Origin of the sequence: Pseudoalteromonas sp. OF7H-1 (genome assembly GCF_022347825.1) — a bacterium.
GTDB classification, from domain to species: Bacteria; Pseudomonadota; Gammaproteobacteria; order Enterobacterales; family Alteromonadaceae; genus Pseudoalteromonas; species Pseudoalteromonas maricaloris.
Genome location: NZ_JAKRFX010000002.1, coordinates 331,679 through 355,882, shown reverse-complemented (window position 1 = coordinate 355,882; position 24,204 = coordinate 331,679). Strand labels below are relative to the sequence as shown.

The following is a 24,204-nucleotide window of genomic DNA, read 5'->3' as shown; positions in this document are numbered from 1 at the left end:
TGACTGCTATTCGGCATATGTTCACAAAGAATGTGTATTATAAGTCATTAAGTCACTGGCACGCATTGCTGTTTGCCAAAACTTGAGTAAAATAGTCAGGAATTATAGTATCACTATATAGGCCAATGGTATAGAAAAGTGGGCTGATGTTAGCTACCTTTCGTATGCGTTATTGGCAAATCAACCAAAAAATGGAGATTAATATGGCATTTGAACTACCGTCACTACCTTATGCACTAAATGCTCTTGAGCCGCACGTTTCTCAAGAGACGCTAGAATTCCACCACGGTAAGCACCACAACACATACGTTGTAAAGCTTAACGGTCTTATCGAAGGTACTGACTTTGAAGGTAAATCACTAGAAGAGATCGTATGTAGCTCTGAAGGTGGTGTTTTCAACAATGCTGCTCAAATCTGGAACCACACTTTCTACTGGCACAGCCTTGCGCCAAATGCAGGTGGCGAACCAACAGGTAAAGTTGCTGAACTAATTAATGCAAAATGGGGCTCATTCGCAGCATTCCAAGAAGCTTTCAACGACAAAGCAGTTAACAACTTTGGTTCAAGCTGGACTTGGTTAGTACAACTAGCTGACGGCTCTCTAGATATCGTTAACACTTCAAATGCAGCGACTCCGCTGACTGAAGAAGGTGTTACCCCTATCATCACAGTTGATTTGTGGGAACACGCTTACTACATTGATTACCGTAATGTTCGTCCTGATTACCTTAAAGGTTTCTGGGCACTTGTTAACTGGGATTTCGCTAACAGCAACCTAGCTTAACATCAACTATCAGTATTGATGCAACAATGGGGCGCACAAGCGCCCTTTTTCATGCCTGTAACTCAACATTAATACATAAAAAATCTAGTTTTTTTTGGGTATTCTTCATATCACGACTAAGCTTTAAGTAACCTTTCCAAATCTGTGATCCGCAAACCACACCAAGTAGCTTATTGGAGGTCGTTATGACAATATTTGAACATTATCAGGCCAGATATGAAGCCGCGCAAGAAGAAGAGTACACCATCGCGGAATTTCTTGAAATTTGTAAAAATGACAAATCAGCCTATGCCAGCGCACCTGAGCGACTTCTGATGGCAATAGGCGAACCAGAAATGATCGATACGTCGAAAGATGCCAGACTTAGTCGGCTGTTTTCGAATAGAGTAATAGCTCGATACCCTGCCTTCAATGAGTTTTACGGTATGGAGGATGCCATTGAACAAATAGTATCGTATCTCAAACATGCCGCACAGGGGCTTGAAGAGTGCAAACAAGTGCTCTATTTACTCGGCCCGGTTGGTGGTGGTAAATCGTCTATCGCAGAAAAGCTCAAGTATTTGATGCAAAAGGTGCCGGTTTATTCTTTAAAAGGCTCACCCGTTAATGACCACCCGCTTTGCTTGTTTAGCCCTCAAGAAGATGCTGACCTACTTGAAAAAGAGTATGGCATTCCTGGGCGCTATATTAAAACGATAATGTCTCCATGGGCGACCAAACGCTTACATGAGTACAATGGCGATATTACGCAATTTAAGGTCGTAAAACGATACCCTTCCATTCTTGATCAAATTGCTATCGCTAAAACAGAGCCAGGGGATGAAAACAACCAAGATATCTCAGCGCTGGTAGGCAAAGTCGATATTCGTAAACTTGAGCATTTCGCTCAAAATGACCCTGATGCTTATGCGTATTCTGGCGCGCTATGCCTTGCGAACCAAGGTTTGATGGAATTTGTCGAGATGTTTAAAGCACCCATTAAGGTGCTACACCCGCTGCTAACTGCAACCCAAGAAGGCAACTACAATGGTACAGAGGGTATTTCCGCCCTACCATTTAGCGGCCTAATACTTGCTCACTCTAACGAATCTGAATGGCAAACCTTTAAGAACAATAAAAACAACGAGGCATTTTTAGACCGTGTTTACATCGTTAAAGTGCCTTATTGTTTACGCGTATCTGAAGAGGTCAAAATTTACGAGAAGCTTATTGAAAATAGTGAGCTCAGAGAGGCTCCCTGTGCGCCTGGCACTTTAGAAACTTTAGCGAAGTTTTCAGCACTGTCTCGAATTAAAGAGCCAGAGAACTCCAGTATCTATTCAAAAATGCGAGTTTACGATGGTGAAAGCTTAAAAGACACAGATCCAAAAGCTAAATCCTATCAAGAATACAGAGATTATGCAGGCGTTGACGAAGGCATGAACGGCCTTTCAACTCGCTTTGCCTTTAAGATCCTCTCTCGTGTGTTTAACTTTGACCATAGTGAAGTCGCAGCAAACCCTGTTCATTTGTTCTATGTACTTGAGCAGCAAATTGAGCGCGAACAATTTAACGCTGAAGTACAAGAGCGCTACCTAAGCCATCTAAAAGGGTATCTAATCCCACAATATGTCGAATTTATCGGTAAAGAACTACAAACAGCTTACCTTGAGTCGTACTCTGAGTACGGCCAAAATATTTTCGACCGCTATGTTACCTATGCAGACTTTTGGATCCAAGATCAGGAATATCGTGATCCAGATACTGGTCAACTGTTTGATAGAGCCGCGCTTAACGGCGAGCTGGAAAAGATTGAAAAGCCAGCCGGTATTTCCAATCCAAAAGATTTCCGTAACGAGATAGTCAACTTTGTTTTAAGAGCAAGAGCCCATCACAATGGTGACAATCCAGTATGGACCAGCTATGAAAAACTAAGAACGGTTATCGAGAAGAAAATGTTCTCTAATACCGAAGACTTACTCCCTGTAATTTCATTTAATGCAAAAACCTCTGCCGAAGATCAGAAGAAGCACGAGGACTTTGTCAATCGTATGGTTGATAAAGGCTATACCCAAAAACAAGTTCGCCTACTTTCGGAATGGTATTTAAGAGTTAGAAAGTCACAGTAACTTGTTAGTATGAAGAGGGTGTTATATGGCGCATTTTATTGACCGCCGTCTTAACGGCAAAAATAAGAGCACTCTGAACCGCCAACGTTTTATCCGCCGCTACAAAAAGCAGATAAAAAAAGCGGTTTCAGAGGCCATCAACAAACGTAGTGTGACTGATATCTCCAGTGGCGAAAGTATTTCTATCCCACAACGAGATATCAGCGAGCCCACTTTCCATCAGGGAAAAGGGGGGGACAGAGAGCTCATTCACCCAGGTAACGATCAATTTTCAACGGGCGATCGGATCCAGCGCCCTCCTTCAGGGCAAGGTGGTGGGTCAGGTGATGGCGAGGCAAGTAACCAAGGTGAAGGACAAGACGACTTTGTATTCTCTATTTCAAAAGACGAATACTTAGACCTATTGTTTGAAGACTTGGAGTTACCCAACTTACAGCAAAGCCAGTTAGATAAATTAATGCAAATGAAAACGCATCGAGCTGGCTTTTGTAATGATGGTATGCCCAGCAACTTAGATATTGTACGCAGTTTAAAAGGCTCAATGGCACGCCGTATTGCGATGACCTCGAGTAAACGCCGAGAGTTAAGAGAGTTGGAAGAAGAACTGGCGAATATGCTTGCTGAACCGGTTCCTCCTCAACAGAAAATCAATGATATAGAACTGCGGATCCAAGTGCTAAAAGAGCAAATAGCTGCGGTGCCTTTCATCGACAATTACGATTTACGCTTTCGTAATTACGAAAGGCGTCCACACCCCACCAGCAAAGCGGTTATGTTTTGCTTGATGGATGTGTCTGGCTCAATGGATCAAGCTACAAAAGACATGGCAAAACGTTTTTATATTTTGCTCTATCAGTTCTTAACCCGCACTTATAAAGATATTGAGGTAGTCTATATCCGCCACCATACCCAAGCAAAAGAAGTAGACGAGCAAGAGTTTTTCTACTCGCAAGAGACTGGTGGCACAATTGTCTCAAGTGCGCTGAAATTAATGGATGAAATCATTCAAGAGCGTTATGCCCAAGGCGATTGGAATATTTACGCCGCACAAGCCTCTGACGGTGATAACTGGGCAGATGATTCTCCACAATGCACCCAGATACTCTCTAACAAACTACTTAAAATTGTCCGCTACTATGCGTATATAGAGATAACGACCCGTGCACACCAAAGTCTGTGGCGGGAGTATCAAGAAGTAGCCAACTCATTTGACAACTTTGCTATGCAGCACATTCGAGGTGTAGAAGATATTTATCCTATCTTTAGAGAATTGTTCAAGAAGAACAAAAATAAGCAAAGTGCGGCATAATTTTTGGGAGGTTGCGCGATGACATATCAGCCAATTGACGATGGTCCAGATTGGACCTTTGATTTACTTGATACTTATCATCAGGAAATTGCTCGTGTAGCTGAGCATTACAGACTTGACACTTACCCAAATCAAATTGAGGTGATCACAGCTGAGCAGATGATGGATGCCTACTCAAGTGTGGGCATGCCAATTGGTTATGCACATTGGTCGTACGGTAAAAAATTTATCCAGACTGAGCAAACCTACAAACGAGGTCAAATGGGTCTTGCCTACGAGATTGTGATTAACTCTAATCCTTGTATTGCGTACTTAATGGAAGAAAATACCATGCCTATGCAGGCACTGGTAATGGCGCATGCGTGCTATGGTCATAATTCTTTCTTCAAGGGTAACTATCTATTTAAAACCTGGACAGACGCATCATCCATCATTGATTACTTGGTATTTGCTAAAAATTATGTCGCCAAATGTGAAGAAAAGTACGGTATTGATGAGGTAGAAAACCTGATTGACTCTTGTCATGCGTTAATGAATTACGGGGTTGATCGATATAAAAGGCCGCAACGGATCTCTATGTTTGAAGAGCAAAAACGGCAAAAAGAACGGGAAGATTATTTGCAGTCCCAAGTTAATGAATTATGGCGAACCATTCCTAAAGGTGAAGATGAAGAAACCGACAACCGTGCCCGTTTCCCATCGGAACCCCAGGAAAATATTCTATATTTTATCGAGAAAAATGCCCCATTGTTGGAGTCTTGGCAACGCGAGATTATTCGTATTGTGCGTAAAGTGTCACAGTACTTCTACCCGCAAAGACAAACTCAAGTCATGAATGAAGGCTGGGCTACATTTTGGCATTACACTATTTTGAACCACTTATATGACGAGGGAAAACTAAGTGATTCCTTTATGTTGGAGTTCTTACAAAGCCATACCAATGTTGTGTATCAACCGCCATACAATAGTAAGTTTTATTCGGGGATAAACCCCTATGCGCTCGGCTTTAATATGATGGTCGATATTCGCCGTATATGCGAAAACCCAACGGAAGAAGACAAACAGTGGTTCCCGGAATTTGCGGGGAGCAACTGGCTAGATACACTGCATTTTGCGATGCAAAATTTTAAAGACGAGAGCTTCATCAGCCAATTTTTATCTCCAAAGCTCATGCGCGACTTTAAGCTTTTTACGATTGTCGACAAACAAAAATCTCCGCACTTAGAAGTTGGCCCTATTCACGACGAAATGGGTTATCAACAACTTCGCAGTGCCCTTTCAGCGCAGTACAACCTCAGTAACCATGAGCCTAATATTCAAGTTTATGACGTCGATGTACGGGGAGATCGCTCACTTACGCTAAGGTATGTACCGCAAGGCGGGATCCCACTTGCCGCTTCAAAGCAAGAAGTGATAAAGCACCTCTATCGCTTATGGGGATTTAAAGTGAAACTTGAACAAGTAGATGAAAATGGCAATATCGAGCAAATAGCTCAATGCCCTGAAGAGGAAAGTGAATCGTAGCCCTGTAAGTGTAAATTAGGAGTAGGCAAACAGCTTGGGCTGCTATTGTTTGCCTAGGCTCCTTTCTCATGCTCAGAAGCCTTAAATTAGCTCCTGCCTCTATTTATCATGCTGCTGTGAGGTGTATTGTTAAACTCAATACAGCAAACCAGAACAATACAAACAGCAGATTCTCCGCTATTCAAAGTGCCGGTTACTTAAAAAAATTGAAGCTAAGTGGATAAATCCATACTTCCCCATTATTGGCTTTTATCGCGGCAATGATGGCAAATATAATATTAAGAATAGCTAACACAACAAACCCTAAAATACCAACTGCAACAAAAACTAAAATACCGCAAATTATGGAATAGATGATTAAGCTAATTAACCAGTTAATAGTGGCTTTTCCGTGTTGGTCGATTGTTTCGCTTTTATCCTTATTGGTTGCCCACATAACCACCGGTAATACAAGCCCTAGTCCCGGAGCAACAAAGCTCGCCAGTTGGCTCAAATGTAATAACATACAGTATGTATTTAGCGGCATCCCCCAGTATTCATCATTATCGTTCATTTTTCATTCTCTTTTATTGTTGTAAGTGATTACGCATTTCAAGCAAGTGTTTCATATTGACTGAAGTCTATGGAATTCTTCCTAATGAGTTAAAATCATTTAAGGAACTACTATTCACCTGCCTCATCTTAAAATAAATGGCTAAAGACCTCTAATGAAAACTCAACTCCCCACACCTCCATTAAAGCTAGATAAGCCATGATTTACAAGTCTTTTGATATCAAGAGCATGAGCGTAGACATCACAACTCCGGTTAACCGCTATAGTTTAAAGACAAGGGTTATTCAATTTTCACCAAGTAAATAATGTCTATTCAGACTAAGACTTTACCAATTTTGGGTATAGATTTAAGATGAACCATGGGACTCCAATCCAGACGTAAAACCAATGGATCAATACAAAACCAAATTTGTTGTTGTTTATCTGATTGCCGCAATAATTACTGCTGCATGTCTTTTAATGAATGGACCGATGCGTCCAGGCTTGCCTCTTGATAACACGGTAATAATGCGTATGGAGTTTATTGCCAAAAACTTAGTATTGTGGCAGTGGTCTTGGATAGCTTGGATGTTCTCTGCACTAGGTCTTTTAGTATTTAGTGTTATTTTAGCAGATGAGCTCAAGGCCGACTTTAGAAAGCATGTTGGCCTGCTATTAGTCGCATTGGGTGTGGCCCCAGATCTAATTGCTGAAGTGATTTATGCCTTTATTTTACCAAAAGTAGTTCACTTAGCCATGGGCGAATCTGTATTTTTACTGTTTGAGCATATTGCAACCCATCTAACCGGTTACCTAGGTAATGGCCTTTATAATTTAGGAGGGCTTACGTTAACCTATCTAGCCATTAAGCAAGGTATATTTAAAACATGGGTGTCAGTCTTGGGGAGCACCGCTTGGATTTTAGGTTTATTGCTGTCTGTATCTATCGCTGCTGGTCAACTTAAAGCTGCTGAGATATTTACTGCATCAAGCATGACTCTTAGTACATTTTGGATGATTATCTTTGCACATCAAGTTTTGAGGCCTAGATGGAATACACAATCTTAAAATTAGTGCACATAGGCGCCTTGATTTTTTGGCTCGGCCCAGCTCTTGGTGCTTGGCTTGTGTTAAAAGCAATAGAAAATGAAAATATAGGACCGGTGACCGCGAAGGTGGGTCATGTATTCTTTCTCATGGTCACACTGGAACATGTGGCATTTATAGTTCTCTTATTAACAGGCTTTTCTATGGCTTTTTTAGCTGGATGGTTTGCATCTCCATGGCTCCAGCAAAAGCTACTGGTGGTCGGTCTCGTGATTATCCCATTAGAAATTGTCGATATTTTCTTGGGAAACTGGTTAGCAGCAAAGGCATCTAAAAGTGTCCACTTGGGTATTGCAAGCGCTCAGCAACGGCGTTGGTTGGCGCTCTATCACGGCCCTTTTACTAAACTTGCACTCTTAACCATACCGGTTTCAGTCGTTATTGTGATGTATTTAGCGGTAAGTAAGACGCCACTTTTATCACTTTAATTCGCAGAAATAACCGAACAATACGGCTGATTTGTCTAACAGACCGCTGTTCATTCCACACTGATACTAAAAAGTTAGTGGGGTAAAAATTATAAAGTGGCAATATGAATAGAACCGCGCCGCGCTAAAGCCGCTATATAAAGATAAATTTACTCGCTGGCCATGTCTTCAGAGTATACAGTTACCCGATTTCTTCCGCCCTCTTTAGAAACATACAAAGCGCTGTCTGCCGCTTCAATCCATTGCTCATGTTTTTCAAAAGACTCTTCGTACACGGCAACACCAAGACTAACCGTAATCTTGATTTGTTGCTCATCGTAGTAAATCGAAGAATTTTCTATTAATGATCGCAGCCTCTCAGCGAAAGTGATTGCACCTTTTACGTCTGTGTCGAGCAAAGTCACCGCAAACTCTTCACCGCCGTAGCGGCCTGCAGTATCTGTTTCTCGCAGTGTTTTGCGTAGTAAGTCTGAGATATGGCGTATAGCCTCATCTCCACCACTGTGGCCGTATTCATCATTAATTCGCTTAAAGTGGTCAATATCAAACATAAGCAATGCGCTTTGGCCTTGATTACGTTTTAAACGCTTAAACTCCTGCTTTAGACTCTCTTCCCAAAAACCACGATTATGCAACTGGGTTAAACTGTCTGTACGGCTAATTTTCTCTAATTGTTTATTCAGCGACTCAAGTTCTAGTTTATTGATTGCTTCATCAGTCACATCGTAAATGATCACACAGATATGCCCTACATCACCCGTCACCGTGGTCAACGGGATAAAAGTTGCGTTCTGATACATATAATCCGCCTTGCCTGTGATAGGCCGATAATTTTTGAATCGGAAAATATACGGTTGCTGTTCCCAAATAGTAAACGACCGATTTTTTAGCACGAATACCGGTTCAGCTTTTGATCTAAACCATTGCTCATCAATACTTGGAAACAAATCAAAAATGTCTTTATCTTTAACCGCACTCGGTAATAAACCAGAATGATTTTCCATAAAACCATTCCATATGCATACCTTGTAGTCGCGATCGAGTACCACCAAGCCAACATCTACGGTGTTAAACATATCCATTAACCAATGGATTTCATTCATATCAAAATCGGCTGCAGGCATAGTTAATCATCCAATAAATAGGCTACTTTGTATTTTAATGTTTTAAGTGAGTCTTCTGTGAATAACAGCATAAGATCACAGTTGATGTTGTGGTGCTCTATGCCATAGCTAATCTCAATGGCGAGCGTTCGTTGCCATCTCGCCTTGTTGGCTTTCACAAGTTCAGCCACATCACAATGTTGACCAAGCACCACTGGATGACCTTGGCTAAACGACATATCGAGTTGCTTAGATAGCCCAGTTAAAATTGCACCAATCAAGATATTGCTAATATCCATTAACAGTTCAAGCTCAACTTTGGTATTAAGATCGCCATGATAATTCATCAATGACGCTATCTCTTTGAAACTGGAATCATTAAGCAGTAGCAGCGCTTCACCGGAAACACCACCACCAATAAAGCCTTGGCAAACGCCCGACGTAGTTGCGCTCGCATCAATGGCTTGCAGTGCCATGTGCAGCTCATTAACTTCGAGTACATTAACGTTTGGAATAGGTAATTCGACGAATACGTTTAGCAATCGCGCCAACAAATCCCCCGCCTGCCCCATAGCAACGTTGGTAAGCTCTTGATAGATATCACGGATCTCAGGGTCTAGCTGCTCACCAAGTTTATGAACCAAGCTTTCTCTGATTGCTTTGTCTTTTATTCCATGATGCTCAATAATTTCAGCAAGTTTAGCAGCGTCACAGGGCTTACGGATAAAATCAATAGCGCCAAGTTCTATCACTCGTTGGTGCGCATTAGGTTGAATGTCGCCGGAAACAACGACAGTAAGCACGGATAAATCTTGCTCGGTAATGGCCTGTAGCACTTCATAGCCATCCATCTGCGGCATATTTAGATCAAGGAATAGAATCTCTGGAGAAAGTGCTTTTATTTGTTTAATACAGTCGAGTCCATTCTCTGCAAATTCTACTTTAATATCCCAGTCGTCTGGCAATGAACGCGCCAGCTGCCGACGGGCAAGTTTTGAATCGTCACAAATTAGGACTAGTGTTGACATACAAGCTCTCTTTCTGTTTCCCATGCGTATCGGCACGATGTCGGGAAGTTTTAGTTATAATTATGAGATTAAAGCTTAAAATTGCGACATATGTTAATAAAATGACGCCATCTTGACAATCTAAATGTCACTTAAGCTTGGTTAGTTACTGTCAGTATAATACACTCAAATCAATTAAGTTAACTTCAAAAGGAATACTTTATGCTGAAAGCGTTAGTTTTAGCGAGTGGTCTGTTTAGTGCGATATCATTGGCTTATGATTTACCTGAAAACTCGGTAGATATGGGCAAGGTAAAAGCGCAAGGTAAAGCGGTGGTATTGCTTGGTAATGGTGTAAAGCAAGGTCAGGCTGCACCGGATTTTAAGGTTGCCGATGCTGACTTCAGCCCTGTTACCCTGAAAGACTTTGAAAGTCGTGCAATTTTAATTAGTGTCGTACCCAGTCTAGATACAGGCACTTGTAGCCTACAAACAAAACATTTTAATGAGAAAGTAGCAAGCCAATTTCCAGATGTTGCCATGTTGACGATTAGTGCGGACTTGCCGTTTGCGCAAAAGCGCTTTTGCAAAGCAGAAAATATCGACAAGGTTAAAACATTATCAGACGCCGTATGGCATTCTTTTGGTGAAAACTATGGTTTGTTGATTAAAGATATGGGCCTGCTCAGTCGCGCGATTTTTGTGCTAGATAAGGAACACAAAATTGTTTACAAGCAGCTGGTAGAAAATTTAGCAAAAGAGCCAAACTACGAAGAAGTCGTTGGCGCACTGAAGAGTCTATAGCCTCACTATATACTCTCATCAATAGACACAAAAAAGCCGGTCACTTAACAATGACCGGCTTTTTCAATTCGTTATACTAATTTATTACTTAATTAATTTTACTTTTGTAGATCTAGCATTAGCTTGTTAAGACGGCTTACAAAGCCCGCTGGATCTTTCAGGCTACCACGCTCTGCAAGCATTGCTTGGTCTAGTAGTACTTCTGCCCATTGTCCAAACTTGTCTTCGTCTTGTTCGTTATTCAAATGCTTAACCAATTGGTGCTCTGGGTTAAGTTCAAATACCGGCTTAGATTCAGGCACGGCTTGACCCACCTGCTCCATTAGCTTTTGCATTTGTGAGCTCATATCATGATCATCTGCAACCACACACGCTGGAGAATCTGTTAAGCGGTGCGTAAAGCGTACTTCTTTCACTTTATCGCCAAGTGCTGTTTTCACTCGCTCAACTAGGCCTTCAACTTCCTTCTCACTTTCTTCGTGTGCTTTCTTCGTTTCTTCATCATCCATATCACCCAAGTCAAGATCACCACGCGTGATTGACTGAAGTGGCTTCTCGTTGAATTCAGTGAGATGACTCATCATCCACTCGTCAACGCGATCTGACAATAGTAAAACTTCAATACCTTTCTTACGGAAGATTTCAAGATGCGGAGAGCTCTTTGCTGCTTCAAAGCTATCAGCCACAACATAGTAAATCTTATCTTGGCCTTCTTTCATGCGCTCAATGTACTGCTCAAGCGATACATTTTGCGTTTTCTCGTCAGTATGTGTAGAGCTAAAACGCAATAGTTTTGCAATAGCATCTTTGTTTGCGAAATCTTCAGCAGGACCTTCTTTGATCACATTACCAAATTCATTCCAGAATGCCTGATAATCTTCTGGTTTGTTTTTGCCCATGCGCTCAAGCATTTTAAGTACACGAGATGTACAGCCTTTACGAATAGCTTGAGTGATCTTGTTGTCTTGTAGGATCTCACGAGATACGTTAAGCGGTAAATCGTTAGAATCTAGTAAGCCTTTAACAAAGCGCAGGTAGCTTGGCATAAACTGCTCAGCGTCATCCATGATGAACACGCGTTGTACATAAAGTTTAAGGCCAGCTTGACGCTCACGATTGTATAAATCGAAAGGTGCCTTTTTAGGGATATAAAGTAGGCTGGTGTATTCAGTTTTACCTTCTACTTTATTGTGTGCCCAAGTGAGTGGCTCTTCCCAATCATGACCAACATGCTTATAAAACTCTTTATATTCTTCGTCGCTGATCTCAGATTTATCGCGAGTCCAAAGTGCTGTGGCTTTGTTGATCGCTTCCCACTCGCCAGGTTGCGCTTCAATTTTCTCGCCATCTGGACCTTCAGATTCAGGAACTGGGTCTTTATAAAGTTCAACAGGAATTGAAATGTGATCTGAGTATTTAGTCACAATACCGCGAAGGCGATAAGTTTCAAGGAACTCACTTTCTTCTTCACGAAGATGCAGTGTGATCTCTGTACCACGCTCTGCTTTTTCGATTTCAGCAATCGTGAAGTCGCCTTCACCTTGCGATTCCCATTCAACTGCTTCTGACTCACCCGCTTTACGCGTACGAACAGTTACTTTATCAGCAACAATGAATGCAGAATAGAAACCAACACCGAACTGACCAATCAGCTGTGAATCTTTTGCTTGGTCACCAGTTAGGTTTTTAAAGAAATCAGCTGTACCAGATTTTGCGATGGTACCTAATGAGCTGATCACTTCGTCACGCGTCATACCAATACCATTGTCAGAAATGGTGATGGTTTTTGCATCTTTGTTTACGCTTAAGCGAACACGTAGCTCCGCGTCACCTTCGTAAAGGTCACCATTTTGCAAAGCTAAATAACGTAGTTTGTCAGCCGCGTCTGAAGCGTTAGATACTAATTCGCGTAAAAAGATCTCTTTGTTTGAGTACAAAGAGTGGATCATTAGGTTTAATAATTGTTTGACTTCTGTTTGAAAGCCTAATGTTTCTTTTTGAGCTGCGGACATTGTTCTCTCCAATATAAGCAATTAATGCAGTGTTCTTTATCAATATGCTAGGTATATGGGGGAAGAGAAAAAACTTTCAAGAGACTGAACAAAATTTTTAACAAATCGCCCTGTTTTTTGGATCAATCGCTCAATAAAACAGGGCTTTCATCAGTAAAAGTGAGATTAAAGCTTCTTGCGCCCACTGAACGCATGCATTAACGTCATACCGTCTACCAGATCAAGCTCACCGCCAACAGGCATACCGTGAGCGATGCGAGACGCTTCAACTTGATATTTATGACATAACTCAGAAATATAGTGTGCCGTTGCCTCGCCTTCTACCGTTGGGTTTGTCGCTAAGATAACTTCGTTAATATTGCCAGCACTTAGCTTGCGCTCAAGAACATCAAGGCCGATTTCATTAGGGCCAATTCCATCCAGAGGCGATAAATGCCCCATCAGCACAAAATACAAGCCATTAAATTGGCCCGTTTGCTCTATCGCCAATACATCCGTTGGTGATTCAACTACACAAAGCAGCCCTGTGTCTTGGCGCTTGATACTTTGACAAATATCACACACCTCAACCTCACTAAATGTTCGGCAGCTTGAACAATGACCAATGGCTTGCATCGCATGCGTCAGGCTCTGCCCTAGTTGACTGCCGCCCTCTCTGTCTCGCTCTAATAAATGAAAGGCAATACGCTGCGCAGACTTAGGTCCAATGCCAGGTAAACAACGCAGCGCTTCAATAAGCGCCGTTAAACTTGGTGATAATTGCATAAATTCGTTTCTTGTGGCCCATGCAGTGCAAAAAACACTGATAACAATGCCGAAATGATAAGGGATATTGTTGTTGATTTAAAGCTTGATCCTATTTCATACCCTTCTACTTATTTTACAGTTTGAAAATACATTCATCGCGAATTTCCCAACAATTCGACTCAAATGCTTGCAGCAAAAGCGTATTCACTCGACAATGGTTCCATTCCCGATAGTAAGTACAATAATACAACTGTCGGGCCCACTTCTCGAACCAAATAGAGACTACATAATGAAAAAAACGATAATAGCAAGTGCACTTACAGCCATCATGCTGACAGCTTGCTCTGAGCCACAAGTCACAACAAGTGAAACCAAACAAGCAGAAAATGCGGCAGTAGCAACAGGTAAAGCAGAACTAGGTAGTTTTGGTGTTGACCTCAGTGCACGCGATGAAAGTGTAAAACCAGGCGATGATTTCTTTATGTACGCCAGCGGCACTTGGTACAAAAACTACGAAATGCCAGCAGACAAAACGCGTTTTGGTGCATTCTCAGCGCTTGCTGAACGCAGTGAAGAACAAGTAAAAACCATTATCGAAGAAATTGCTAACGGTAAAAACCTAAACGCCGAAGAGCAGCTAATTGCCGATTTTTACAATGCTTATATGGATGTTGAAACCCTAAATAAGCTTGGCATTAAACCTATTCAACCACTACTTGCTGACATTGACGCCATTAACAACACTGACGGCCTCACCAAAGCATTTGGACAATCTTGGTTAACTGGCGTCAATGCGCCGATCGGCGGCGGTATGTGGTTTAACCGTCTAGACCCAAATAAATATGAGATGTCAATGGGTGCTGGCGGACTTGGACTACCAGACCGCTCTTACTATTTAGAAGAAGCTGAGCGTTTTGTTAAAACTCGCGAAGCATACGTTGCACATATTGCCGATATGCTTAAATTTGCGGGTAAAGACAAGCCGACTGAGCGCGCAGAAGCCATTCTTGCACTTGAAACTAAAATTGCTGAGGGCCACTGGCCACGTGAAAAGCGCAGAAACCGCGACCTCACGTTAAATCAAGTCAAACGTGACGAGCTAGCAACACAGTACCCAGGCTTTAATTGGGATTTATATTTTGCTGAAACGGGCTACAAAGTGCCTCAGCTAAATATGTCTCAGCCAGAGCCGATTAAAGCGATGATTGCGCTTATCAACTCTGAAGACTTGGCCGTTTGGAAAGACTACTTAACTTATCACGCTATTAGCGGCAATGCGTCGCTGCTGTCTGAAGATATCTTCAATACTAACTTTGAATTTTATGGTAAACATTTAAGTGGTCAGCAAGAGCCACGTGCTCGTTGGAAACGCGCGATCAGCGAAATGTCTGGCACTACTTCGCTTGGCTTTGCAATTGGTAAAGTTTACGTTGCCCGTTATTTCCCTGAGTCTTCTAAAAAACAAATGTCAGAATTGGTTGAAAACCTACGCACCGCGCTTGGTGAAAGGATTGAAGGCTTAGACTGGATGGGTGAAGAAACGAAAGTAAATGCTCAGGCAAAACTTGCCGCATTTACGCCTAAGATTGGCTACCCTGATAAATGGCAATCATTTGATGGGTTAACCTTAACCCGCGATAACTTAATGACGAATGTGAAAAACCTTCGTGAGTTTTTCCGCAATGACAGCATCGCCAAAGAGCTTGAAAAAACCGACCGTAACCGCTGGGGTATGACACCGCAACGCGTTAACGCCTACTACAACAGCTCGTTTAATGAAATCGTTTTCCCTGCGGCAATTTTACAACCGCCATTCTTCGACCCAAATGCAGATCCTGCAGTAAACTACGGCGGTATTGGCGCGGTGATAGGCCACGAAATGGGCCACGGCTTTGACGACCAAGGCTCAAAATCCGATGCCAATGGTATTCAGCGTAATTGGTGGACCGATGCCGACCGCGCTGCTTTCGAAGAAAAAGCAGACAAGCTCGCGGCACAATACAACAAATATGAGCCTATCGAGGGTAACTTCGTAAACGGTCGCAACAGCCTTGGCGAAAACATCGGTGACGTAGGCGGCCTTGCGATGGCTTACCATGCTTATAAACTGAGTCTAAACGGCAAAGAAGCACCTGTGATTGATGGCCTGACAGGCGACCAACGTTTCTTCCTTGCTTGGGCACAAGTATGGAAAGAAAAACGTACTGAGCAAAGCATGCTAAACCAGCTACGCGCAGGTACTCATGCACCGGGGCAATTTAGAGCGCTTGCGCCTCGCAACCATGATGCATGGTACAAAGCGTTTGACGTAAAACCGGGTGACAAACTTTACCTAGCACCTGAAGAGCGCGTGCGTATTTGGTAATAACTTAAATCCCAAAGCATAACCTGCCGTTACTGGTAGGTTGTGCTGATTTAACGCCGAGCAATACGCTTTTGCTTGGTTAAGTATGCCCCGCATAATCCGCTTAAAAACCCAAAAATATGGCTTGAACTACTCGTTTGCGCCGAAAAATCAAATAATGTCGCTAAAAAGCTAATATTGGCATAATAAGTCAAAACTAGCAGAGCTACAAAACTAACAATGCCAAGCACATCGCGATTGAATAGCGCAGCACCCAGCAGTAAGCCAAAGTAACCCATTACAATGCCTGATGCACCAATGTGATTTGCATGTCCAGCAAACAGCCACACCAACAGTCCTGTAGCAACCACAATAAAAAAAGTTGCTCGCTTAAACCTCGGTAATCGGGCTGCCAAATAGCCACTAATACTTAAGCCGAGCAAATTACTCAGCAAATGTCCCCAGCTACCATGTATAAAAGGCGCGGTTAACACACCACTCAAATGATGTACATTATGCGGTACAATCCCAAAACGATAGACGGGTAAGCCAAAAAACCCACCTAACACCTGTACGAGACACATCACCGCCATCGCGTACAAAACCAACTTAAAATTGGGCGGAAAAACCAGTGCACGTTTACTCATCTTACTTCCATATACAGACAAAAATAGCGCCTTATTAAGCGCTATTTCGAATAGATTTGCAAACTCAGTCCACGTGAACTTTACATACTTAACCTGAGGTTTGGATAAGGAATGTTCCAACTCATTGTTGCTAAAGCACAACTTAGTTTTTTCCTTGTCTAGCCAGCAAGATTTAGGGAAAACAAGGCGAATTTACGCACCAATAGCTGGCTATTGGAAGTGAATTCAACGCAGTTAGCGCTAAAACTGGCTGCTAGAAAGGCATTAATTATCCGCAGCTCAGGTTACTTAGTGTTGTAGTTACGATCCGTCCGCTTTCATAAGATTAAGACGCGACCTTTGGGAGAAATGAAATATCCACATGGTATTTGCTCGGGTTTCCTTCTTCAATTAACACCGTTATCTCTTCTCGGTCTATGTGATTGGTTGGATCAAACCATATATTATCACTATTAAAAATATGCAATTGCGATGTTGATGGGTTTCTCCATTGTGCACAAATTTGGTAAGGGTTTTTGCCGTTAAACTCTATTCTCCGGTTAACTTCAACACTCTGAAACTTAGCCACCACTGGTGTCCCTTTTTCCTTTAGATACTTCACTTTCTTATTTTTTGACGCGCCAAATAAGATAATTGAAAGTCCAATAAGGAAAAATACAGAGCCTATTCCAGCTAGGATCATAACCCCGCCCCAAAGCGAGAAAGTATCGTTAATTTCAGCTTTTTCGATTGAATCTTCTAGATAAACGACGCTTACAACCTCTCCTATTGAATATCTGTTAGGACCGCCCCCAGTAGAGGACACAAACTCCGCTATTTCGCCATTTTTAGTGCGGAATTTAACGAAAGGAGCATAGGTATCCGAGTCTTCAGACTGGGAACGAATAAGGTCTACCACTGTGCCTTCGGTAATGATTGCACGGTCCAGAAAGTCTTGGGTACTGTTGTACATAAAAAGCGATCCGATTAACAGTGCGGACCCAATCAGAGTAAAAATGTATTTAACTATCACGAGCAACTCCTTTTTGCTGGAATGATTTTATAAATTATATATGCGTAGTATGCATAACGCGTTGTTGGATCAGACTAAACTAGTTCGACCTAGAATGTAGATGTTATTTAAGCGGCGAGAGAAAGTTAAGGCGAGCGACTTCACTTGCGTTGATTTACAAGCTATATCGTTACAGCTGCGCTCATTCCCTGACCTAACATCGTATCCTTTATGGCCTATTAGACCGTTTTTCATCATCTATTTCAACTTTCTTGATGCTCAGTTCAATCATACTCGTGAACTTCACTTCGATATCTGTAACTGATCCCGCCGTGTTATGCAGCTCGCTAGTAAAATTATGCGGTCTCAAGATAACTCAAAACATTTAGGTTAAAGGGAGCCTGCTTAACACCTGTCACATAGTTTAGGGCTTACTTCTGCGGTCTAAATGTAGCTACTCAACATTGCTGTAATAGCGCGTAACTTAGCGTAATTACCACCTTGAAAAATTAACTATAAAATTACATTTAATTTCTGACTGTATGAGAGTGCTAGCCAGAACTTGTAGCTACTTAATAGCGTTATCTAGATAATTTTCAAAGGAAACTTTATGAAAAAGCGTAATATAATCCCATGTTTCGCAGCTGCCTTATTGATTTCGGCGTGCTCGAGTTCAACAAATAACAGCGATGATAAACCAAAAGACGATGATGTTAGCGCTAAGGTCAGTCTTTTTTTCGGTGGCAATATTATCACTGTTGCTAGCAAAAAAACCTTCTCTATAGGAGCAGATGATAATCCCGCGGTGTTGGTCGAAAATGGTGTGATTACATTCGTCGGTTCAGTCGATGACGCAAAGGAGAAGCTAGCAACAATTAGAAACCATGATCCAAAAACCAAGATATCTTACTTCAATTTAAATGGCAGAACCTTAATGCCAGGATTCATAGAACCTCATGCCCATTTACAATCAACGGCGCAAATGAGTGGAGTAAAGAATTTAATGCCTTGTCTGCCAGACAAATATCAAGAAAAACTCTCTAAAGATTACGGCTGGATTTACTATCCGAATATGCAGGCTTCAAGTGCAAAAGATGGACAAGGGCACTGCTTTATATATCTAGATGAAGCAATAGCAAAAGTAACAACAAGTCCGCCATTTGTAATCGACCATGTTAATAAAGTTGGATGGTACATTGGAAATGGGCTTGATCCGTCACGAATGGTCCAAGAAGAGTATGCCAAGAGGCCTTTCGATCAGCGTATAAACGAAAATCGAGAATTTTTTGCATACCCAATGAAAGCCATTGACGAAATTGACAACCAAAAATTAAAAACGGCACAAAGTAACAAAGCTATATTTATGACTGACCAATCAGGGCATTTAGCGTACGCCAATATGTCTGCATTTGAGCAAGTGGGCTTGTGCAATACAGTGGTCAAAAAAGCACAGATAGACATGATTTCTCAAGCAAAAGTCGATGAGTTTGAAAAAGAGAACCCTGACTTTAAACTCCCCGTCGAGGATTACACATTGACTTGTGAAGGTACAGAACAAGACGTAAAAACCAGTCAGTTTATCGTGAAAACCTTATGCTTCAGCGATGGCGACTTAGATATAGTGAATAATGCTGAGTACAAAGAGATTGACTCGCAAAAGTGGCAGTACTCTGGCCTCATCAAAGAACCAAGTGCGTATATGCTGTTTATTAATTCCATTTTAAGAGCAAAAGGCACAAGTAGCAAAGACATTTCAGCACTCGTACACCATGCGCCAAATACGCCCCCTGCAACCAGCTGCCCGCTCGATACAGCGCAACCGGAGCTAGCTAAATATGATAAAGATGAAAATGAAGAGGTTTTGATGAAAATGAAGTACTTGCTCAATACTTCATCGCAACAGGGGGTAACCATGTTAGTAGACGGTGGTTCAACAACAGAAATGAAAGACGATTTCATCAATCTAGTTCTCATGGAGCAACTGCAACCAGCCGCAAGAGTTCGCTCTGTGTACGATTGGCGCAACTATCAAGACGAAGCAACAGCCGCTCGCACTCAATGTGTGTATGATCCTAAAAACCCCAGTGAATGTGATTATATTCCTTTTGAAAGTAAAGCTTTTAACGGTATGTACTCAGCGCAAGGCATTAAGCTACTCTCAGATGGCTCGACCCAAGGCTGTAGCGCAAATTTAAGTACTGATTACTCTGAAGCAGGACTTTGTCGCACGTTTGGCAAGGGTCATGTTGATTATACCAAAAACGAAATTGTCCAAAATCTCTCTAGATTTTTACCCACCTGTGACAACAGCGTACATCAGCCTTGGTACTTTAATCTTCACGCAAATGGTGATCAAGCTATATCAGATTCACTTAATGCGTTAACTCAAATGGCAGGTGATGCAAAACGTCACACTTCAACATGTAAAGAGAAACAGGTCGCTCAGACGTTTACTGATCTAGCTCACACAATTATTCATTCCACAGTGAATGATATAGATCAAAGTACAAAAGAAAATAAAACAATTTATAAATACCTCAAAGCTCGCGAAACGTTTCCGAATTTGACACCCAGTCATTTAATCGCCCATGTGGCCTACTGGGGAGCATCAATGAGAAATGAATTAGGAGATCTACGAGGCAATAGGATCGACCCTATGGAAGAAGAGCTCGCCGCAGGGATCCCCTTCTCGTTACATAGCGATTTGAGTATCAGCCCGTTATTCCCACTATGGTTTATTGAACAAGCCATGACTCGCCACACTTGGGAATATCCATTCTTAGCATCCAGAGGAAAGTATTTAGGTACAAATACAGATGGAAAAAGTAACTTATCAATACAAGACGCCATAAAGGCCGTCACTATTGTTCCTGCAATGCAACATAACCTCTCCCATAAGCTAGGTTCAATTGAAGTTGGCAAAATAGCTGACTTGATAGTTTTAGATAAAAACTTAATGGATTTTCAAACCACGCCTGAGAGCATCCACTCCATCAATGTGGAATGTGCATTTATAAATGGTGACGAGGTGACATGGGTCGATCTCGAAGATTTAGGCAAAGCTAAAAACCTTACAGACTACACGCCTAAAACCTTAGCTTCTAAATGTCGCAATAGCAGCACATTGAATTAAAAGGGCTTTACGCTGCAATTCAGTAATCAATAGGGTCAGCCTCACTGACCCTATTCAAAGATTGATATCTGTAAATTTCAAACAAAAAAATAGCGCCTTCAGGCGCTATTTTTATGGGATTCTAAATTAGAACGGCATTTTGAAGCCTGGAGGCATTTGCATGCCGCCGGTGACTTCTGACATGCGCTTTTGCGTTTCTTCACCTACGCGACGAACTGCATCGTTTACCGCAGCGGCTAGTAGGTCTTCGATCATGTCTTTGTCATCTTCCATTAGGCTTTCGTCGATTTCTACGCGACGTACGTTGTGACTACCAAGCATAGTTACTTTAACTAAACCTGCGCCTGCTTCACCTGTTACTTCTAGGCTCTTGATCTCTTCTTGGGCTTTTTCCATGCGCTCTTGCATTTGCTGCGCCTGCTTCATGATGTTGCCCATTCCGCCTTTAAACATACTCTGCTCTCTTATACTTCAATTTGGTTTACTGTGATAAAAGATAAGGGCTAACGCCCTTAATTACAATGCCTGAACGCTATTTTCGTCAAGCATTGCGTCAAATTCTTGGACAAATGCGCTGACGAGTGGATCGTCTCGCATCGCCGCTTTAGCTTGGACAAGCCTATGCTCATCTAATTGTTGCTGTACCAAAAACGGCGTGTTGTTTACCGTGTCGATATAGTTAATCTCAAGCGTTATTGGCTGCTCGAATAATGCGCTTAGGCTTTCTGTTAGTTTCTCTCTCAACACTGCGGAGTCTAAGTGCTGTTGACTCGCGTCTACTTGCAATTGTACCTGCGCGCCTTGCTGCGTTATCACGCTGTGTAATGCATACTGGCGAATTCGACCACCTAATTGCATCTTTTCAATCATGTTTGCCCAATCGTCGCTTTGGTGGGCAAACTTAATGTCACTGATTGGACTAACAAAGTTTTCCGGTGCAGGGATCTCCACTTGAATACTTTGTTCGTTATCATCTTGTTTTACCGGTGATAGCTGCTCTAGCAATTCTGGCGCTAAATTTTCCGTAATAGGTTTATGGCGTTCTTGAAACGCTTCTTTCTTTTGCTTCTTTGGTGCCAAGCGAGGTGCTGCTGGCTGTGCGCGTTGCGGCTCAGGCTGATACTCAGGTGTGGTTACTGTCGTAGCTGGCGCTTGCTCTATTGGCATTGGCGCACTAGGCGCCTCAGACTTTTTTACCTCACCATTGGCTCCCACCAATCGACCCGCCCCAGAGATATTACGATTTTTTAAAATTCGTGCTATTGCTGACTGGGCTTGATTTTGCTGCTCGGTAACACTTGCTGTAGCAGCAGGTTCTGAAGCGCTTTGATTTTGCACCTCAGGTCGAGACCAATCCTCTTGGTTTTGTGATGCCATTTGCGCGTATGCAGCATCATCAACTGGCGCACCGTCATGATGATGTGCAGGAACTTGTTCTTGGAACCCCTGCTCTACCGCCTGTGACATGATGCTGTCGTATTGGTTGGCCATCTCCGCCTCAGATGACACAGAGGTGACTGGTGCTTGGCTTTGCGCAGCAGGCGTTGGCGACACCGGCTCATACTGTGTTGTTTGTTGCGTGGTTGATGTCGTAGCTTCTGGTGCATATGTAGGTGTTGCTGTCGGCTGTACCTGAGGTGATGCTGCTACCGTAGCGTTATCTTCCGTTGGCTTTTTTAACAGCGCTCGTAAATCCCCTACTTTGCTTTGCTTTTCAGAAGTCTCTTGGCTCACAGGAGCGCTAGGCACTACACTATGACTTTCTTTTTCGAACGCCATTAAGCGCAGCATGACCATCTCAAACCCAAGTTTAGGCTCGGGTGCCCACTTTAGGTCTTTTTTGCCATTCAACAGCAGTTGATACAACAACTGGCCCTGTTGCGGTACTAATTGCTCGGCAAATAGCTTGATGTCATTGTTATCAAAATTTGATAACCGCGCAGCACTAGGCACGAGTTGAGTGAGCTGAATAACATGCAATAGCGCAATTAAATCGTCCAGCACACTGACAAAATTACCGTTTTGTAGTGCTATTTTTTCAATCGCATTGAGTAAGGCTTCACCGTCATGGCATAAAATTGCAGACAGCAAAATGACCGCATGCGCACTATCCATCAGTCCCAGCATAGATTGCACTGCAGGCACAGTTAAATTGCCATTTGTTTGTGCAATAGCCTGATCAGTCAAACTTAGAGCGTCACGCATACTGCCATCAGCGGCTTTCGCTAACGTTTGTAGCGCTACTGGATCAAAGGCAACTTGCTCTAGCGGCAGGATTTTCTCTAGCTGTTCAACTATTTGCCCTTGTGTCATTGCGTTCAGGTTGAACTGTAAACAACGAGACAGAATAGTCACAGGCAACTTTTGTGGATCGGTTGTGGCGAGCAAAAATTTTACATGCTCTGGCGGCTCTTCTAAGGTTTTAAGGAGCGCATTAAAGCTGTGCTTCGACAGCATATGCACTTCATCGATGAGATAAACCTTGTAGCGACCACGAGTTGGTGCATATTGTACGTTGTCTAAGATTTCTCGCGTGTCTTCAACTTTTGTACGAGAAGCCGCATCAATTTCGATTAAATCGATAAACTTACCAGTTTCAATCTCAGTACAGGCACTACACTGACCACAAGGCGTTGAAGTAACGCCTTGTTCGCAGTTAAGGCTTTTAGCAAAGATCCTAGCAATGGTTGTTTTGCCCACACCACGTGTTCCGGTGAATAAATAGGCATGGTGTAAACGCTTTTCATTGAGTGCGTTGACCAGAGCTTGTTTAACATGCTCCTGCCCCATTAATTCATGGAAGTTTTGCGGACGCCATTTTCGCGCCAGAACCTGATAGCTCATGCTTATTCGCCTTCGAACTCTACAAGTGAAAGGATTTTGATCCCAAGATCGTTGATTTTCTTTTCACCACCAAGCTCAGGCAATGAAATAACAAACGCAGCATCAGTAGCTTCACCGCCTAAGCGCTTAACCAGTTTGGCTGTTGCTTCAATAGTACCACCTGTTGCAAGTAAATCATCAACAAGTAGCACTTTATCACCTGCTTCAATCGCATCTGAGTGTAATTCAAGCGTATCTTCACCATATTCAAGCTGGTAAGACTGGCTGATCACCTCACGCGGTAATTTACCCGGCTTTCTTACTGGAATAAAAGGAATACCTAACTCATACGCCAATGGTGCACCGAAGATAAAACCACGCGATTCAGTACCGATGATTTTAGTAAAGCCGCCATCTTTATAAGCCGCAACGAACGCATCAATTGTCGCCTTAAACGCAGCAGGATTTGCTAGAAGTGAAGTCACGTCACGGAACATGATCCCAGGTTTTGGGTAATTAGGAACCGTCGCGATACTATTTTTGATCAATGACATATTCTCTGTCGTCATAATTGCTTTGCTTTAAGTTTATTACAAAAGAGTGAGATTATAACAATTTTCTATCCGGTTGAAACCGACTGAGTGACTTTGTGTGTCAGGATGAAGGAAAAGCGAACAATTTAGTGAGTATTTTATACCAATTAGCTTAATTAAGTGATCTATTTTGAGGCGAGAAAATCTTGTCGATAACAAGGCGAAAGTTTTGCGATTTAGTTGTTCTAAATGAGAAATTTTTAACGC

Annotated in this window: 19 protein-coding genes; 9 read left to right on the top strand and 10 right to left on the bottom strand. The window is 42.4% G+C overall.

What is annotated here, in order from left to right; genetic code table 11:
• Positions 1-203: 203 nt before the first annotated feature.
• The 4 genes from MHN30_RS03710 (at position 204) to MHN30_RS03695 (ending at position 5,726) form a co-directional block, all read left to right on the top strand.
• Complete coding sequence (locus MHN30_RS03710; RefSeq protein WP_010375405.1) at positions 204-785, top strand: Fe-Mn family superoxide dismutase; 582 nt, start codon at positions 204-206, stop codon at positions 783-785.
• 185 nt (positions 786-970) lie between these two features.
• Positions 971-2,893, top strand: coding sequence for a PrkA family serine protein kinase (locus tag MHN30_RS03705; RefSeq protein ID WP_017217990.1), 1,923 nt, complete (start codon positions 971-973; stop codon positions 2,891-2,893).
• A gap of 25 nt (positions 2,894-2,918) precedes the next feature.
• Entirely contained in the window at positions 2,919-4,202 is a 1,284-nt protein-coding gene (locus MHN30_RS03700) for a YeaH/YhbH family protein (protein WP_239358365.1), read from the top strand.
• 18 nt (positions 4,203-4,220) lie between these two features.
• Positions 4,221-5,726, top strand: a complete 1,506-nt coding sequence (locus MHN30_RS03695) for a SpoVR family protein (protein ID WP_010606429.1) — start codon at positions 4,221-4,223, stop codon at positions 5,724-5,726.
• Positions 5,727-5,919: 193 nt separating this feature from the next.
• Here MHN30_RS03695 and MHN30_RS03690 read toward each other — a convergent pair whose 3' ends face one another.
• Positions 5,920-6,279 carry a DUF4870 domain-containing protein gene (locus MHN30_RS03690; RefSeq protein ID WP_010606428.1) on the bottom strand — a complete coding sequence of 120 codons (360 nt, stop codon included), beginning with the start codon at positions 6,277-6,279 and terminating at the stop codon, positions 5,920-5,922.
• A gap of 387 nt (positions 6,280-6,666) precedes the next feature.
• Between MHN30_RS03690 and MHN30_RS03685 the strand changes: the two genes are divergently transcribed.
• Together MHN30_RS03685 and MHN30_RS03680 are read left to right on the top strand one after the other, a co-directional pair.
• Positions 6,667-7,326, top strand: coding sequence for a hypothetical protein (locus MHN30_RS03685; RefSeq protein ID WP_130164449.1), 660 nt, complete (start codon positions 6,667-6,669; stop codon positions 7,324-7,326).
• Positions 7,308-7,793 carry a DUF2269 domain-containing protein gene (locus MHN30_RS03680; protein WP_130164450.1) on the top strand — a complete coding sequence of 162 codons (486 nt, stop codon included), beginning with the start codon at positions 7,308-7,310 and terminating at the stop codon, positions 7,791-7,793. Before MHN30_RS03685 ends, MHN30_RS03680 begins: the two co-directional genes overlap by 19 nt.
• A 149-nt stretch (positions 7,794-7,942) precedes the next feature.
• Here MHN30_RS03680 and MHN30_RS03675 read toward each other — a convergent pair whose 3' ends face one another.
• Both MHN30_RS03675 and MHN30_RS03670 read right to left on the bottom strand, forming a co-directional pair.
• The gene (locus tag MHN30_RS03675; RefSeq protein ID WP_010375394.1) at positions 7,943-8,917 is read right to left on the bottom strand and encodes a diguanylate cyclase; all 975 of its coding nucleotides are present in this window, start codon (positions 8,915-8,917) and stop codon (positions 7,943-7,945) included.
• A 2-nt stretch (positions 8,918-8,919) separates the two neighbouring features.
• Positions 8,920-9,924, bottom strand: coding sequence for a response regulator (locus MHN30_RS03670; RefSeq protein WP_010606424.1), 1,005 nt, complete (start codon positions 9,922-9,924; stop codon positions 8,920-8,922).
• A gap of 201 nt (positions 9,925-10,125) precedes the next feature.
• Here MHN30_RS03670 and tpx point away from each other — a divergent pair, with 201 nt between their 5' ends.
• Positions 10,126-10,707, top strand: coding sequence for a thiol peroxidase (gene tpx / locus MHN30_RS03665; protein ID WP_017217995.1), 582 nt, complete (start codon positions 10,126-10,128; stop codon positions 10,705-10,707).
• 98 nt (positions 10,708-10,805) lie between these two features.
• On the opposite strand, the gene htpG is transcribed toward tpx, so the two are convergent.
• Together htpG and recR are read right to left on the bottom strand one after the other, a co-directional pair.
• Positions 10,806-12,719 carry a molecular chaperone HtpG gene (gene htpG, locus MHN30_RS03660; protein ID WP_017217996.1) on the bottom strand — a complete coding sequence of 638 codons (1,914 nt, stop codon included), beginning with the start codon at positions 12,717-12,719 and terminating at the stop codon, positions 10,806-10,808.
• A 165-nt stretch (positions 12,720-12,884) separates the two neighbouring features.
• Positions 12,885-13,484: a recombination mediator RecR gene (recR, locus tag MHN30_RS03655; protein WP_010606421.1), complete on the bottom strand. Its 600-nt coding sequence runs from the start codon at positions 13,482-13,484 to the stop codon at positions 12,885-12,887.
• A 271-nt stretch (positions 13,485-13,755) separates the two neighbouring features.
• On the opposite strand from recR, the gene MHN30_RS03650 reads away from it, so the two are divergent.
• Positions 13,756-15,831 (top strand): M13 family metallopeptidase, encoded by a 2,076-nt coding sequence (locus tag MHN30_RS03650; RefSeq protein WP_239358363.1) that lies wholly within the window; start codon positions 13,756-13,758, stop codon positions 15,829-15,831.
• A gap of 50 nt (positions 15,832-15,881) precedes the next feature.
• On the opposite strand, the gene MHN30_RS03645 is transcribed toward MHN30_RS03650, so the two are convergent.
• Both MHN30_RS03645 and MHN30_RS03640 read right to left on the bottom strand, forming a co-directional pair.
• Entirely contained in the window at positions 15,882-16,457 is a 576-nt protein-coding gene (locus MHN30_RS03645; protein WP_239358361.1) for a rhomboid family intramembrane serine protease, read from the bottom strand.
• 325 nt (positions 16,458-16,782) lie between these two features.
• The gene (locus MHN30_RS03640) at positions 16,783-17,469 is read right to left on the bottom strand and encodes a DUF3592 domain-containing protein (protein ID WP_099031366.1); all 687 of its coding nucleotides are present in this window, start codon (positions 17,467-17,469) and stop codon (positions 16,783-16,785) included.
• 589 nt (positions 17,470-18,058) lie between these two features.
• Here MHN30_RS03640 and MHN30_RS03635 point away from each other — a divergent pair.
• Positions 18,059-20,581, top strand: a complete 2,523-nt coding sequence (locus tag MHN30_RS03635) for an amidohydrolase family protein (RefSeq protein WP_239358359.1) — start codon at positions 18,059-18,061, stop codon at positions 20,579-20,581.
• Positions 20,582-20,707: 126 nt separating this feature from the next.
• Here MHN30_RS03635 and MHN30_RS03630 read toward each other — a convergent pair whose 3' ends face one another.
• The 3 genes from MHN30_RS03630 to apt all read right to left on the bottom strand — a co-directional run bounded on the left by MHN30_RS03630 (position 20,708) and on the right by apt (position 23,973).
• Positions 20,708-21,034 carry a YbaB/EbfC family nucleoid-associated protein gene (locus MHN30_RS03630; RefSeq protein WP_010368987.1) on the bottom strand — a complete coding sequence of 109 codons (327 nt, stop codon included), beginning with the start codon at positions 21,032-21,034 and terminating at the stop codon, positions 20,708-20,710.
• A 63-nt stretch (positions 21,035-21,097) separates the two neighbouring features.
• Complete coding sequence (gene dnaX / locus MHN30_RS03625) at positions 21,098-23,425, bottom strand: DNA polymerase III subunit gamma/tau (RefSeq protein ID WP_239358357.1); 2,328 nt, start codon at positions 23,423-23,425, stop codon at positions 21,098-21,100.
• A gap of 2 nt (positions 23,426-23,427) precedes the next feature.
• A complete protein-coding gene (gene apt / locus MHN30_RS03620; protein ID WP_010368992.1) occupies positions 23,428-23,973 on the bottom strand; it encodes an adenine phosphoribosyltransferase in 546 nt (181 codons plus the stop codon).
• Between the last annotated feature and the right edge of the window lie 231 nt (positions 23,974-24,204).